The sequence below is a fragment of the Weissella hellenica genome, assembly GCF_005405545.1.
GTDB classification, from domain to species: Bacteria; Bacillota; Bacilli; order Lactobacillales; family Lactobacillaceae; genus Weissella; species Weissella hellenica.
In genome coordinates, this window is sequence record NZ_BJEG01000015.1 from 25,471 (window position 1) to 40,510 (window position 15,040).

The 15,040-nt window shown below is 36.8% G+C and carries 16 protein-coding genes and 2 pseudogenes; 12 read left to right on the forward strand and 6 right to left on the reverse strand.

All coding sequences use genetic code 11. From position 1 onward, the window contains the following. Window positions 1-207: 207 nt before the first annotated feature. The 11 genes and pseudogenes from FFM61_RS07815 to arsC all read left to right on the forward strand — a co-directional run bounded on the left by FFM61_RS07815 (window position 208) and on the right by arsC (window position 8,584). Window positions 208-1,362: a RepB family plasmid replication initiator protein gene (locus FFM61_RS07815; RefSeq protein WP_074428126.1), complete on the forward strand. Its 1,155-nt coding sequence runs from the start codon at window positions 208-210 to the stop codon at window positions 1,360-1,362. Then, window positions 1,355-1,927 carry a DNA-binding protein gene (locus tag FFM61_RS07820; protein WP_137604621.1) on the forward strand — a complete coding sequence of 191 codons (573 nt, stop codon included), beginning with the start codon at window positions 1,355-1,357 and terminating at the stop codon, window positions 1,925-1,927. Before FFM61_RS07815 ends, FFM61_RS07820 begins: the two co-directional genes overlap by 8 nt. 32 nt (window positions 1,928-1,959) lie before the next feature. After that, window positions 1,960-2,337 (forward strand): annotated as a pseudogene (locus tag FFM61_RS07825) (type I restriction endonuclease subunit R); the annotation flags it as partial. An 83-nt stretch (window positions 2,338-2,420) separates the two neighbouring features. Next, window positions 2,421-2,804, forward strand: a complete 384-nt coding sequence (locus FFM61_RS07835) for a restriction endonuclease (RefSeq protein ID WP_072614527.1) — start codon at window positions 2,421-2,423, stop codon at window positions 2,802-2,804. 498 nt (window positions 2,805-3,302) lie between these two features. Beyond that, window positions 3,303-3,875: a Dps family protein gene (locus tag FFM61_RS07840; RefSeq protein ID WP_074428096.1), complete on the forward strand. Its 573-nt coding sequence runs from the start codon at window positions 3,303-3,305 to the stop codon at window positions 3,873-3,875. A 182-nt stretch (window positions 3,876-4,057) separates the two neighbouring features. Next, window positions 4,058-4,765, forward strand: coding sequence for a Crp/Fnr family transcriptional regulator (locus FFM61_RS07845; RefSeq protein WP_137604623.1), 708 nt, complete (start codon window positions 4,058-4,060; stop codon window positions 4,763-4,765). Between the two features lie 113 nt (window positions 4,766-4,878). Next, window positions 4,879-5,221: pseudogene (locus FFM61_RS07855) on the forward strand (prolipoprotein diacylglyceryl transferase family protein); the annotation flags it as partial. Between the two features lie 146 nt (window positions 5,222-5,367). Continuing rightward, window positions 5,368-5,601, forward strand: a complete 234-nt coding sequence (locus FFM61_RS07860) for a heavy-metal-associated domain-containing protein (protein WP_074428098.1) — start codon at window positions 5,368-5,370, stop codon at window positions 5,599-5,601. 197 nt (window positions 5,602-5,798) lie between these two features. Further along, entirely contained in the window at window positions 5,799-7,661 is a 1,863-nt protein-coding gene (locus FFM61_RS07870) for a heavy metal translocating P-type ATPase (RefSeq protein WP_074428099.1), read from the forward strand. A gap of 247 nt (window positions 7,662-7,908) precedes the next feature. Beyond that, the gene (locus FFM61_RS08995) at window positions 7,909-8,052 is read left to right on the forward strand and encodes a hypothetical protein (protein WP_006845387.1); all 144 of its coding nucleotides are present in this window, start codon (window positions 7,909-7,911) and stop codon (window positions 8,050-8,052) included. Between the two features lie 115 nt (window positions 8,053-8,167). Beyond that, complete coding sequence (gene arsC, locus FFM61_RS07875) at window positions 8,168-8,584, forward strand: arsenate reductase (thioredoxin) (protein WP_010276791.1); 417 nt, start codon at window positions 8,168-8,170, stop codon at window positions 8,582-8,584. 235 nt (window positions 8,585-8,819) lie between these two features. On the opposite strand, the gene FFM61_RS07880 is transcribed toward arsC, so the two are convergent. Together FFM61_RS07880 and FFM61_RS07885 are read right to left on the reverse strand one after the other, a co-directional pair. Further along, window positions 8,820-9,104 carry a helix-turn-helix domain-containing protein gene (locus FFM61_RS07880; RefSeq protein WP_004903734.1) on the reverse strand — a complete coding sequence of 95 codons (285 nt, stop codon included), beginning with the start codon at window positions 9,102-9,104 and terminating at the stop codon, window positions 8,820-8,822. Then, on the reverse strand, window positions 9,101-9,451 hold the full coding sequence (locus FFM61_RS07885; RefSeq protein ID WP_004912644.1) for a type II toxin-antitoxin system RelE/ParE family toxin: 351 nt from the start codon (window positions 9,449-9,451) through the stop codon (window positions 9,101-9,103). Before FFM61_RS07885 ends, FFM61_RS07880 begins: the two co-directional genes overlap by 4 nt. Window positions 9,452-9,511: 60 nt before the next feature. Between FFM61_RS07885 and FFM61_RS07890 the strand changes: the two genes are divergently transcribed. Beyond that, window positions 9,512-10,102: a site-specific integrase gene (locus FFM61_RS07890; protein WP_004912641.1), complete on the forward strand. Its 591-nt coding sequence runs from the start codon at window positions 9,512-9,514 to the stop codon at window positions 10,100-10,102. A gap of 810 nt (window positions 10,103-10,912) precedes the next feature. On the opposite strand, the gene FFM61_RS07895 is transcribed toward FFM61_RS07890, so the two are convergent. The 4 genes from FFM61_RS07895 to FFM61_RS07910 form a co-directional block, all read right to left on the reverse strand. Beyond that, on the reverse strand, window positions 10,913-11,398 hold the full coding sequence (locus tag FFM61_RS07895) for a VIT1/CCC1 transporter family protein (RefSeq protein WP_074428100.1): 486 nt from the start codon (window positions 11,396-11,398) through the stop codon (window positions 10,913-10,915). Between the two features lie 386 nt (window positions 11,399-11,784). Continuing rightward, window positions 11,785-11,964, reverse strand: a complete 180-nt coding sequence (locus FFM61_RS09270; RefSeq protein ID WP_371258048.1) for a transposase — start codon at window positions 11,962-11,964, stop codon at window positions 11,785-11,787. Between the two features lie 91 nt (window positions 11,965-12,055). After that, a complete protein-coding gene (locus FFM61_RS07905; RefSeq protein ID WP_074428101.1) occupies window positions 12,056-12,748 on the reverse strand; it encodes a Crp/Fnr family transcriptional regulator in 693 nt (230 codons plus the stop codon). A 309-nt stretch (window positions 12,749-13,057) separates the two neighbouring features. Next, complete coding sequence (locus FFM61_RS07910) at window positions 13,058-14,392, reverse strand: FAD-dependent oxidoreductase (protein ID WP_071952424.1); 1,335 nt, start codon at window positions 14,390-14,392, stop codon at window positions 13,058-13,060. Window positions 14,393-15,040: the final 648 nt, after the last annotated feature.

The window sequence follows — 15,040 nt, forward strand, 5'->3', positions numbered from 1 at the left end:
CCCCACAAAAAAACTGTGTATACCCCACAAAAAAACTGTGTATACCCCACAAAAAAACTGTGTATACCCCACAAAAAAACTGTGTATACCCCACAAAGATAAAAATAAATTGTGGTACATGGTGATACAATAAAAGCATAAAGAAATTCCCGTCTAAAAGTTTTTCTTTATGCTTATCCAACAACACGCCCAAAGGAGCGTATTTATATGTCAATTATACCAGAATCAAAGACAAGGCAGGTACACACCTTGAATGAGTTATCAAAACGAAAAGTCGTCGAACATAATAGTTTAATCACATCCATTGCCAAGATGGATAAAACACCCCTCAAAATGTTTGAACTAGCGGTGTCTTTAATTGATACCGACAATCCACCTCAAGATCAAACAGTGTATTTATCAAAGCAAGAAATGTTTGCTTTTTTTAAAGTCAATGATAATGATAAGAACAGTCGCTTTAAACAAGCGATTGAAAAAATGCAGAAACAAGCTTTTTTTCAGATTAAAAAAGAACAAGATAAAGGGTTTAAGTTTGTTAGTATTGTGCCAATCCCTTATGTGGAATGGACCGATTATAGTGACGAAGTAAAAATTGAATTTCATCGTGAAATCATGCCTTACTTAATCAATCTCAAAACCCATTTCACCCAACATGCCTTGTCAGATATTGCAGAATTGAATAGTAAGTATGCGATTATTTTGTATCGCTGGTTATCAATGAATTACAACCAATATGATCACTACAGCGTTAAAGGTGGACGACGAGAAGAACAAGTAGAAAGCTATCGTAATCCCAAAATCGGTATTCGAGAGTTGCGAGAAATGACTGATACTGTTAATGAGTATCAGAGGTTTGATAGGTTTGAGAGCTATATCTTGAAAAACTCTTTAAAAGAAATCAATGCTCATACAATTTTTAACGTGACGCACGAGAAAGTTAAAAAAGGACGCAGCATTGATAGTATCGTCTTCCATATCACTAAAAAGCAGGTGGCAGATGATATTAGTTACAAGTTAGATGATCCAACTTATATTGACGGTAAGATAAGGCAAGAAGAAAGTGAAAAAGACCTCGTATATGAAGCTATGAAAAGTCCATATACAAAATTGCTGATGGAACATTTCTTATTGTCATATATTGATTTGACGGATACGGCTATTTTGTCAGGGCTACAGAAAAATGTTTATCCACTCTATGACGAATTAAAAGAGTTACGTGGTTTAAAGGGAGTGAAAGAACACTTAGCATATATCAGAGATAAACAAGATGACTATTCGAAAAAGAATATTGCTAAGTATCTTAAAAAATCGATTGAACAGTATCTACCAATCGTTAAAAGGCAGGATATAGACCATGAATGAAAATTTAAAAACGATTCGAGAACTTGCTGATGAATTTAAGGTATCTAAGCAAGCAGTTAGGAAAAGATTAACCGATGAATTTAGAGCAAACTACGTAAAAACTGTATATAGTAACGGAGTAGAAACCTTAGTAGTAACGGTTGGTGGGTATAGGCTTTTAAAACAGCATTTTTCTAGTAGTAACGGCAGTGAAAATGTAGATAGCAACGTTGGTGGTAACGGTGGTAATGCTAATGTTACCAGTGATAATAAGCAAACAACGGATAATAGCTATGTATTTAAAATATTAGAACAACAATTAGTTGTTAAAGATAAGCAAATAGAAAATAAAGATTCACAAATATCACAAATGCAAAATTTATTAGACCAACAACAAAGATTGGCCTTACAGGACAAACAACTGCTCGAAGAATACAAGGCAGAAATTAAGGACTTGAAAGCCTTAACGATGGCACCGCATGATGATGGTGAAAAAGAAGTGACGTCAGACAAACAACCGGAACCTGAAAATAGCACTCCGAAGTCACAACCTAAACCTAAAAAGTGGTGGCGTTTTGGTAAATAGTTACAACTAAAAAAGAAAAGAAGACTAGTTAAATGGCGGAAGATAAATTTGAACAAGCTGTAATTGACAAGCTAAAGAGTGAAGGTTGGGAATATCTAACAGATTATTCTGGTGTAACGGTTGATCGGTTATATGATCACTGGCGAGATATTCTGAATGCCAACAATCGTAAACGACTAGAAGATACGCCGTTATCTGATAATGAGTTTGAACAAGTGAAGTTGGAACTAACGAAGAATAAAACGCCGTATGATGCGCAACTCATGTTGGCGGGTGCGGGTGGTGTTGGGACCGTACCGTTGAATCGTGATGATGGGACGCAGCTAGAACTTGAAATCTTCTATGGTGATGAAGTGGCTGGTGGACATTCACGTTATGAAGTCGTTAACCAAATTACGTTTACGGATTTAGCAACGTAAGTTAGATTTGTTGAAAGAACAGAAAAAAGGCTTTTTACAAAAGATGTTTGTTTAGGGTCTATAATTAATAAGTGATGGGGTATTGTGGAACTGATGGTCAGGCAATAACTACGCAAGCAACTAGAGACGGTGGAATTGATGGATTTATCCAACAAGATGCATTAGGGCTACAAAATATATACATCCAGGTTAAAAGATACGCTAAATCAAATTCTGTAGGTTCTAGAACCATCCAAAGTTTTAGTGGAGCACTTCAGGAAAGAAGTGCAGGAAATAGTAATAGTGGTGTCTTTATAACTACTTCATCCTACACTCAAGATGCTTTAATATCCGCTAAACGTCTACATATAAAAGCTATTGACGGTGAACAATTGGCTAAACTAATAATTAAATATAAGGTTGGTATAAAAACCATCAATCAATTTCCAATTTATGAGATTAATAAAGACGACTTTTAATTCCCACCATTTCCATCAGGGTAATTTATAAGGAGAAAAGCTATGGATGACTTAAAAACCATAATAAGTAAAACTCTCAATCAATATCAAAATACTAAAAATAAATAAAAAAATTCTTTTCAATTTTTATTTATGGTATGACATAAATAAAGTAAAGTTATTCGTCTAGGTCAATCTTATTAATACTGCAAGGCAAGACATTTGGTAATTGAAGAATAACAAGCAAAAAAATAGCAGTCAGGTCTCTTGACAAAGTATAGTTGCTATTCTTTTTTTAGGCCCTACTTTAATGAAATTTTTGTTTGGAGGGAACGACCTCATTCCTTTGATTATTTCAGTTGAATTTAATAGAGAAGCCTGGCGTCTATTAAGAAATACTTTTCTTGATGAGCGTCAATTTTTTTAACGGAAATCTATCCTATACTAAATTCAGTAAAGGAAAAGGAGGAATCAAAGGAAACTATTTTAAACAAACCAAAATTATAGGAGGAATAGATCATGACTGAAAATAAAGCTTCTCAAGAAAGAACACCCCAAGAAAGATTGCAAGAAGAACAAGAACACAAGGAACATGTCCATCATACAAAAATTAATGCAGCGGCCATTTCGGATCATCTTTTAGGGAACATGCATACTTTACATGTGAAATTGCACCAATATCACTGGTATGTAAATGGTACTAATTTCTTCACCCTGCATGAAAAATTTGAAGAATTGTATAATCAAAACGAAGAATGGTTCGACAAACTAGCAGAACGCTTGATTACTTCCGGTCATAAACCGGCTTCAACCACCGCTGAATTTGAAAAATATTCCATGCTTTCAGAAGATGCCATCAATAAATACGCTAAAGCAGAAGACATGGTTGAAAATATTATCGAAGATTTCAGAAGTACCCGTGAATTAACGATTCGTGCTATTCGTTTAGTACAGGATGAGGGTGACGATGCTTTAGAAGATACACTGATTGCTTTTAAAAATGACTTAGATAAAAACATTTGGATGCTGCAAGCATTCATTGGCAAAGAGGCATTGGAAGACGACGATGCGTTTGATGAGGATGAAGATTAGGTTTTTCGTAAACATACATTTAAAAATTAAAGATTTTGGGGTTGGGACTCTTTCCAGCTCCTATTTTTTGCCGTTAAAAAGACTTTTCTTGATGAGAGTCAATTTTTTTGAGGTAGGGGGCCTTTATACTAAATATAGGAAAGTTAAAAAAGGACAATAAACTGATAAAGGGGGAGAACGAATTGACTCAATACACCCAACCACATGCAGAAGGAGACCACTCAGCTTGTATCCGCTTAGTCCCGATATTCAATCATTTGGAGGAAGGCTCGATGGATCGCATTGCTGGAAAAGCTCACACGAAGCACTATCAAAAAGGGGAGTTTCTGTTTCGCTCGCAAGAAAAAGACGATGCCTTGTATATTATGAATCGCGGAAAAGTCCGCATCTATCGCTTGTCTGATTCTGGCAAAGAGCAACTAGTGCGTATTTTGAATCCGGGTAACTTTACGAGAGAATGGGCGTTGTTCAATCCTGATGTTGTGCACGAGGAATACGCAGAAGCTACTCGAGATACGTCTGTCTGCACGATTCAACAACATGATGTACAAGAGTTTCTAAAAGAGTATCCTGCAATTTCGTTAAAGCTGCTAGGAGAGATGTCGAAGCGGTTAGAAAGATCCGCACGTCAAACCGCACAAGTAGCCGTGGAGCGTGTCATTACCCGTTTAGTTTTGTTTTTAGCAGAAAATGTGGAACCTGGAATGGGCAACTCTCCCACCATCACCCTGCCGATGGCAAAAAAGGACATTGCTTCCTATTTAGGAACGACACCTGAGACCATCAGTCGCAAATTTGGAGAATTGGAGAACGAGGGATTGATTCAACAGCTGTCTGGGAAAAGGATCAAGATTCAGAATTTAGATGATTTATTGCTTTACAGCGAATAATCGGACACGGAAAAGTGGCGTATTACGAAGCGAGTGACCAGGGGGAGCTTAGCCGGAATCTTGTTCAGCATCACCATGACTAGAATGACGCGAAAAATTGAAGAAATGGAGCAAATGATACCTACTACCATCCGACTTTCTTATACGAGTCATTGTGGAGTTTGTTGGGCTTTGTCCTCATCGTCACTATACGGAACCGAAAAATAGCTTTTGCGTCAAGAAGAAGTCGCTTTGAGTTACGTTTTGTGGTACTCAGTGGGTCGGTTCTTCATTGAAGGTATGCGAACGAACAGTTTATGGATTGGCGAGTGGATCCGCGTTTCGCAAGCCTTGTCTCTGGCCCTGTTTATTGGCGCGATTGTAGTATGGTTTATACGCAGACAAGATTATCCACCAATTTCTTATTATTCTGATGGCAATAAGGGGCAGAAAAAGACTATTAAGATGGTGAATTGAGCAAAAAGATAAAAAGAAGTGCCGAACTTGATATGCGTCAATTTTCGTTTGCTAAAAGTGAGCTATATTACAGTTGTAAAGAGAAAAAGGCAGTGTTCATTAATCTGCTGCCGATAAAATAAAAACACATAAAGGAGATAGGAATTATGGAAAAAGCTATATTGCAATTAGAAACTTTGTCTTGTCCAAGTTGTATGCAAAGAATTGAAGGTGCCGTAAAATCAGTTAGCGGTGTTGATAAAGACAGCATTAAAGTATTATTCAACTCCAGCAAAGTCAAAACCAATTTTGATTCAGCTGTCACTTCGATTGAAGAGATTCAAAAAGCTATCGAAAACGTAGGCTATCCGGTCCTTAAAGCAAAAGTCAAGGCCGCTTAACAGATTAAATGAACTAGGCAATTCTGGAAGGAAAGCTATTTTTCCAGGATTGCTTTTTTTGTTGCAATCCGATTCGAGGTGCTTAGAAACGATAAAAGAGAACTTTCTAAACTTGATATCCGTCAATTAATTACTTAGGCAATTATCTTATACTTTGTTTATCAATAAAAGAGAAATTAAATTTGGAGGGAAAAAGCATGCAACAATATATATTAAGCAAAAAAAATGTTATCACCGTCATCAGTGGATTGTTAATCGCACTCGGTTTCTTCAGTCACTTTGTTTTAGAAAACGTAGGACTTTCAGAGTGGTCTTTGATCATCGCCTCTGTCTTTGGGATTATGCCAATTGCCATTCAAGCGTTTCAAGCAATGAAAGTCAAAGTCATCAGTATTGATGTCTTAGTTAGTATTGCAGCGATTGGTGCGCTTTTTATTCAAAATTATGAAGAATCGGCTATTGTTACGTTCTTATTCTTATTCGGACACTACTTGGAACAACGAACATTGAACCAAACGCGATCTGCTATCAAAGAATTGACTGAAATGGCACCCGAAAGCGCCTTGAAACAAATGGATAATGGCGAATTTGAAGAAGTAGAAGTGGATGATGTAGATGAAGGGGATATCTTGCTCGTTAAAACGGGTGCGAAAGTTCCAGTAGATGGTACAGTTCTTACGGGTGAAGGGCATATCAATGAAGCTAGCATTACAGGTGAAGCTGTTCCGGTCAACAAGCTAGCTGATGCAGAAGTTTTTGCAGGAACCATTTTAGAAAACGGAACGATTCAAATCAGAGCTGACCGAGTTGGTGAGGACACCACATTTGGAAAAATTGTTGAACTCGTGGAAGAAGCACAAGATTCTAAATCCGAAGCGGAACGGTTCATTGATCGCTTTTCTAAATACTACACACCAGCTGTCTTGGTCCTGGCAATTGTTGTATGGGCGTTCAGTCAAAATATTGAGTTAGCAATCACCATCTTGGTTCTAGGTTGCCCAGGCGCATTAGTTATCGGAGTGCCTGTCTCAAACGTTGCCGGTATTGGGAATGGTGCTCGTAACGGTGTTCTTTTAAAAGGGAGTGAAGTCATTCAAGACTTCAGCAATGTGGATACAATTGTATTTGATAAGACAGGTACTTTAACTGTCGGAAACCCAACCGTTGCAGCGACTGAACTGTATGAAAAAGGTTCTGCTGAAACGCTTGGCTATCTGGCCAGTGTGGAACGGGAATCAGATCATCCATTAGCAAAAGCGGTCTTAAATCAAATTGGAGAAACAAACTTTTATCCTGTTGAAGAAACTGAAGTCGTGAAAGGCGGCGGAATCGTTTCAAGTGTAGCTGGACATAGAGTGGCTGTCGGGAATGTGGCCTTGATGGAAAAAGAAAATGTCACTCTCAGCAAAAAAGTGCAAAAAGATGTCAAACGGCTTGAACAACAAGGGAACTCTCTCGTTTTGACAGCGGTCGACGGTGAATTAAAAGTACTGATGGGCATTCGCGACCAAGTCCGTCCGGGTGTGAAAGATAATTTGCAGGAATTAAAAGACCTGGGCGTAAAAAATCTAGTCGTTCTTTCAGGAGATAACCAAGGAACCGTTGATGTGGTCGCAGGCGAACTTGGTTTGACCGAAGCTCACGGCCACATGTTGCCGGAAGACAAATCGGCTTATATCGGAAAACTCCAACAACGTGGTCAAATTGTAGCCTTTGTTGGAGATGGCGTTAACGATAGTCCGTCCTTAGCTTTAGCAGACATTGGCATCGCAATGGGAAGCGGAACGGACGTAGCGATCGAAACATCCGATGTCGTTTTAATGAACTCGAACTTCAGCAACTTGCCTCACGCATTAGGAATAGTAAAAGCTACCGCAAATAATATGAAACAAAATATCGCGATTGCAATTGGAGTAGTGTTGGTCTTGTTGACCAGCGTCTTCTTCAGCGAATGGATGAATATGTCTATCGGAATGTTGGTTCATGAAGGTAGTATCCTGGTGGTAATTTTCAATGCCATGAGATTAATGAAGTATAAGTTGAAAGGTCGAAAAGAATAAAAAGAAGTATCAGCACCTGCAGAGACAGTAAAAATATCTTAAGAATAAACTAGAAGAGGCTGGGACAATAGTCCATCCTTGAAATGACAAAAGCGGAAACTCCCAGATTTAAAATTCTGGGAGTTTCCACTTTTTTGAGTTCTTGAAAAAAATAAGAGTATAGAGTATGCTCTTTATAAAATTAATTTTCGTGTGAATGATTAAAAAATCTAATAATAAAATTTAAATTCCTATTAAGTTTTAACACATGAAATTACATAATTCATCATATTGGCTATATCGTGTTTACGATATTAATAAGGAAGCAAAATTAGAGAAGTATCATGGCAATCTAGAACAATATTTTAGTTTTGAACCAACTGATTATCTTGCTTTGAAGAAAGATAATTAGAACGTACAGGGCCCATTTTCACATAGAAGACCTTGATACTTATACACCTATGTTGATGGAAGCATTGCATTTAAGTTTATGGTGCTATACAAATTAAAATTATAGGTGGTTTAGAATGAAAAAAATTTATTTTTTATGTACAGGAAATTCTTGTCGCAGTCAAATGGCTGAAGGATATGCAAAAAAAATATTGCCGGCAAATGAGTTTCAAATCGAGAGTGCAGGGATTGAAACTCATGGGTTAAATCTAAATGCTGTTAAAGTTATGGCTGAAGATGGAGTAGATATTAGTAGCCACTACTCTAAGTTAATTGATCTAAATTATTTGAACACTTCAGATTTAGTTATTACTTTATGTGGTGATGCCAAGGATAAATGTCCTATGCTTCCCCCTCAAACCAAGAGTTTACACTGGCCTTTATCTGACCCAGCGCAAGCCACAGGAACTTTAGAAGAACAACTACAAGAATTCCGTAAGGTTCGTGACGAAATTAAAAAATTAGTTACAAGTTTGAATAACTACGTTCATTAATAAAAAAACGCCATATAGTGCCGCAGTAAAACAGTCCAATTAATTTATTGACTTCTAAGTAAAATACCAGGAGTTTTGCTATGAGTTAACTATGATCCTAGGTGGTCACTAGAACATTCCTTAATTTAGGGTCTATAATTACATAATCGCCCCTTTGAAAACTGATTAAAACAGCCCCCATTATCTACCGGTTAGATAATGGGGGCTGTTTTTTTGTTTAATGTTATAATAGATCTTAAAATGCTGGGCTAAATTGGATGGTCAAACGTTGGTTTGTTGCTTGGGCGATCTCAGATAGTATTTTTGTTGAAGCATTCATCGAACCATTTTCAATGCGTGCAATCGTTGATTGTGGTTTACCAATCAAATTGGCAAATTCACGTTGGCTCAATCCCATATTTGCACGAAGGTCACGAACTTTCACTGCTACCTCTAAATTAATATTTTCTTGCTCAACAATTTGTGCAAATTCAGGATTTTTTTTACTACGTTCAGCAACGTATGCATCAAGTTTACTCATTGATTTTCCTCCTTATTCAAATACTGACTGCGTCTATTCCGAGCGATTTTCTTTTCATTTTCAGGTGTCTTTTGCGTTTTTTTCGTGAAAGCGTTAGTAATAATGTATTGACTACCTTTGACTTGAAAGTAAAGAGCCCTTTGAATGTTTGAAGATCGTTTAGAACGAATTTCATAGAGATTATTTTCTAGCTTTTTTACCCATAATTGTCTTTCCGCCACTAAGAGGCCATTATTTTCAATATTTTGAATGGTTGCAATTAATTTAGCAGCATCTTTATCAGGTAATTGATCTAAGAACTGTTCAAATTCAGCCCAATCGTAATAATCAAACTCAAATTTTTCCATAACAACATGATAGCAGATGTGCTATCATCAATCAAATTATTAACTTTAAAGGAGTAGCTAATGGTGCAACAAATTGTCCTCCCCATCAAAGACTCCAACGTCTTAAAAATGGTGCAAGACACCTTATTAGATAGTTTTCGGGCGGGTCGCCGCAACTACACTATCTTTCAAGTTGGCAAAGCCACTCTACTGCGGGTGAGTGATGTGATGACGTTAAAGAAATCGGATGTCTATAATCCCGATGGGTCTGTTAAAAACACGGCCTTTATTCATGATAAAAAGACAGGTAAAGCGAACACGTTATATTTAAAGCCCGTGCAACAAGACTTGTTGCAATATCATGATTGGCTAGTCCAACAGAATATCACTTCGGATTGGTTATTTCCCTCAACGTCCCATCCAGATCGACATATAACAGATAAGCAGTTTTATAAGGTGATGGCACGCGTTGGTGATCTATTAGGTATCAACTATCTAGGCACACATACGATGCGTAAAACAGGCGCTTACCGCGTCTATACACAGTCAAACTACAATATTGGTTTAGTCATGCACTTATTGAATCATTCGAGTGAGGCTATGACGCTTACTTATCTGGGGTTAGATCAAGCAAGTCGCGAAACAATGTTAGATCAAATTGATTTTGGGTAATAACGCCAACTAATCTCCCTAAATTAGCACGTATTTGTTCATTTTGACGCCACTATGGAGGTATTTTAAATGACTAGGATTACTAAGGCACAATTAGACAACATCATTACACGTTGCCACCATCCGAGGTAATTGGTGCCCCATTGTCTGAAACTGCAACTAAAGGGTTGCTAGGTAATACTTTTTGAGTCATAATTTTAGACGCTCCAATTTTTGAGTATTTGGTTTGTTTTTCACTAACAAAATATCATAACAAAGAGCTCCTATGGTTTTCACCTAACGGGTGAAAGCGTAAAACCCGCTGAAACGGTATTAACTTGCTGTTTCAGCGGGTTTTTGTTTGTCTTGATGAATAATCCGGGTATTAAGTTCTACACCATCTCACTTTTATCGACCATAGAGCGTCTTTCTAGATATCCCCGAACAGATTTACTCACCTGTTTGGGGTTTTCTTTACAAAAAAGTGTTTTTTGTCAGCAGGCGTGTTGGTAACCACTAAAAGTAACTCCCTAAAGACACCATTTTCGATGACGTAATATAACATATCGTTTCTTTGTATACATGGTTAGCTATTACAGGTCGACTCAATTAAAGGTGTTCTAAAAATATGATTTAAAATTTTACCCGGATTATTTCTAACGAATCAACAGGCAAGCACCCTGATGCGCTATACTCTGCTGATTTAATGAACGCAGCTAAAGAAGAAGCTAAGCTTCGAGGATTGTTTGACTTAAATAATCTATAGCTGATTACCATATAACTAAATATCTAAAAAGAAAAACGTCTTGAATATTCAAGGTGTTTTTTTGTCTACAAATAATAATTCAGTAAGATACCAACGCCATAAGCAACAATTGCAGCGACGTACCCGACAGAAAGTGTGCGTAGAATTTCTGTTCTTACTTTCTGCTCTGACAGGTTGGCCTTCACCCAGCCTAGCAACGCCAAAGAGACACCGACGATGACAAAGGCGATTGGAAAGGCGATGGCTTTGTCGTGAATGAGCGCATTTGTAATTAAGTAGGCACCTAGTGGAATTAAACCGAAGACGTTAAACGAAATGAATGTCGCGATACCAGCTGCCAATGCTTTACTTTTTGATTGATTGTTATCCGATGTTGCTGACAGGTAGGCACCGGCCCCCATTGAAAAGCCATTGGCTAATAAGTTTGAGAATCCCAAAATGATGATAACGATGTTTGAAACGTTACCACCGACCGATCCAGCAACGACTGCGAACGTCGTGATAATGCCATCTAAGCCACCGTAGACGATGGCTGAAACGTGTTTTTTCATTTATTTTCTCCAGTTTCTCTCAGTGGTGATAAAACCAATATATAAGAAAAAAGTGACCAATTATCGGTAATTTCACATCGGATTAAAAATGTTTCAAAAACGAAACAAATAAAACCCGGATTATTCATGCACTAAATTTTTAACCACAGCTAAATCAGTAAAATACGATAAAACACCTTGAAACTGCCAGTACCTTGGCACAGTTTCAGGGTGTTTTTTCGATTGAGCGTTTTTTGAGAAAAATAGGAACACTAAAACCAGCCAGATTTTGCTATTTTTTTGAAAATCTACTTCGTTGTTTTATTGCCACAAAGCATTTAGTCATTCCCAAGATCGCCAGAACAGACCATCGAATTGTTCTTGGATGCGGCTATCTAACGTCAAAATCACCTTGCGGGCGTGCTTAGTGACACACGTCCACCGATTTTTAACAAACGGTCTCGAAAGGTATTGATTGTCCACGATTGTTGCTGGTCGTCCAACGCAATACTCTTCATCAACCGCATCAAGTTTGATGCAATTACTGAGATCCACATGCGCGCTTGCGGTAAACACGGACGATGTATTTTTGTGGAAGACTTAGGTTAGTGACGATGAACTGTGTACTGCCATGTTCATCATTTAAAATGATATCCTTATTTTTAAGTATAAATCGACTTAACTTGATACAAATAATAATGCATCTAAATCAAATATCTCAACACATTTTTGGGTATGCCGTTTAATTAGACCTCTCTCTTCCAATGATGAGAACTTACGGCTTATTGTTTCTGGAGTTGTCCCCAGGTAAGTAGCCAAATCTTTTTTTGACATGGGTAAAGTCACATAAGTATGGTTTTTTTCATCTTCAACATTTTCTGATAGAAAATCAATAATTCGGGCTTCAACAGGTTCAGTACTGACTTGCACAGTCTGTTTTTCTGATAACTGTAGCCGTTTTGTAATATCCGATAATATTCGTCGCATGATTTCTGGATAGCGATCTAAATATTGATCTAAATTCTTTTTATGAATCCTACAAATACTTGTTTCCGATATTGCTTCAGCATAATTCGAATGATAACTTTCAGTCTGTAAAATAGCAACTTCCCCCATAAAATCACCAGGATGTAGGATGCGTATAGTTTGCTCACGACCAGACTCGCTTAGGCTATAAATACGTACACGTCCATTGTTTATGATATATAATGTGTCATCTTTATCACCAAACCTAAATAATAGCTCATTCTTTACGTATTGTACTTCATGCGCTGATTGAGCAATTAGATGCATTTGTTCATCATTGAGATGATTGAAAATCGGCACTAAACGTATACAATCTACATGACTATGATGATTATGGTTTGCCATACCGTTTTCCTCCTAATTAATCGTTATCTATAAATTGTCCATTTTTTAAGTATAAGATCATCTTTTTTCGTTGTATTTTATGTGGTTAATCTCACACCAGCTTGCCCCAGAGGATAGCGTTCTGCATGACATGCTCTCACTGAAGGTGATCATACAATGATAAATTGCCATGTCACGGCGTGACCCATTGGTGCAATGTATCATGTACCAAAACAAAAAAACACTAGGGTATACTGAAGTGCCATAAAAAAGTTAGGCATTTAGATAAGACCTTGAGTATTTTTGTTTTAATTTGTTATAAATGATTTATTAAATTTGATCAAACAAATCATTTAATGCTTCCGTCATTGTTGGATGCGTGTATATTTGATCGCGCAAAGTCTCAGCTGAAAGATGATTTTGCATCGCTAGACTAATAATATTAATCGTCTCAAATGATTCCTCAGCATAAATAGTTGTACCCAAAATTTGATGTGTCTGTGGATCTATTAATGCTTTATAGTTACCTCTTGGATTACCAATTACTTGTGTCTTAGGAACACTAGCTGCTGGCATCTTCAGTACTTTATAATCAATGCCTGCCTCATTCAGCTGTGCCTCTGTTTTTCCGACACTACTAATAGCCGGATTTAGAAAAATAGTATTCGCAAATACTGGTCGATTTAAACGACTTCGTGTCTTATCGCCATATAGATGATTAGCCATAATACGCCAATCATCTAACGAAATATACGTGAATTGTGGCCCGCCGGTAACATCACCTAAAGCATAGACATCTTTAGCATCTGTTTCTAGTATATCATTGACTAAAATTTCACCGTGACTACCTGTTTTAATACTAGTTCTTTCTAGGTGCAAATCGGTCACATTAGCTTTACGTCCCGTAGCAACTAATAACCCATCGGCCTGTATATTTTTAATCCCTTTTGGTGTGCTTATAGTTAATGTAACACCATTTAATGTATCATTTACACCAGTTAAGTTGCTTTCTAACAAAAAGGATACACCATCCTCCTCTAAATCATTTTTAGCTTGTTCGGCAATTTCAGGCTCAAAGTGTCCTAAAATCTTAGATGATTTATCAATGATGGTCACATGGCTACCAAATTGTGCATACATTGATGCAAATTCCAAGCCAATCGGTCCACTACCAAGAATAACTAATTCCTTTAATTGTTTATCTTTTACAAGTAAGTCTGTGGACGAATAAACATGTTTACTAGCAAGCAATCCATCAATATTAGGCCAAATTGGCGTTGCTCCTGTATTAATAAAAATACGATCTGCAATTAAAGTTTCCTGCCCTGAGTTATCAGATACTCGTACCGTATGGTCATCCAAAAATTCAGCAGTAGCTGTTAAAACAGTGGCTTCTTGTAAATCAGCCACTTTATGGTAATTTTTATTACGTAGCATTGCTGTTAGGGCATTTTTCTTTTTTAAAGCGACTTCATATTCTATACCCCGGTGGGCATTAATAATCATGTTTTTAGTTGGTAAACAAGCAACATTGATACAAGTTCCACCATACATGTTGGGATCTTTTTCAATAATTAATACTTCTTCACCGTGCTTTGCAAGTGTTCCTGCAAGTGTTTTACCCGCTTTTCCAAATCCAATAATAATATTACTAAAATGTTTCATTATTCACCTTGCTATTCAATAATTTAATTGTGTGATCGAATCACAAATCAGGATCTAAAATAATTAAGTAATTAAAATTATTTAGAAATAATTTTTGAATCTAATTCCCAATTTGGATGTTATTTTTTGTACAAGATTATTGCAACAATATTCTGATATTTTCATACTCTGATCCCCCTCAATCAATTATATATAATTCAATTCTTTTAACGCAAATTTATTGTCCATTAGTTTTTATAACATCATTTAAATGGCCTTGTAACAAGCATAACCTTTATTCATGATAAAAAAGGCAAGCCAACACGCTTTACTTAAATCAATCAAGAAAAGTGGTGGCGTTTTGGTAAATAGTTACAACAAAAAAAGAAAAGAATAATAGTTAAATGGCGGAATATAAATTTTAACAAGCTGTAATTGACAAGCTAAAGAGTGAAGAATGGGACTATCTCATAGATTATTCGGGCGTAACGGTTAATCAGTTATATGATCACTGGCGAGATATTCTGAATACAAAAAAGCAGCCAAATTTTTTATAATATCAATAAATGCTTACCAACCTGATGTTCCTATATCAATAAATGGCACATCTTTTTCTAAACACTCGTTCTAATTCTGTCGGAATTAAACCAACTGATGTAATTTGAGGTT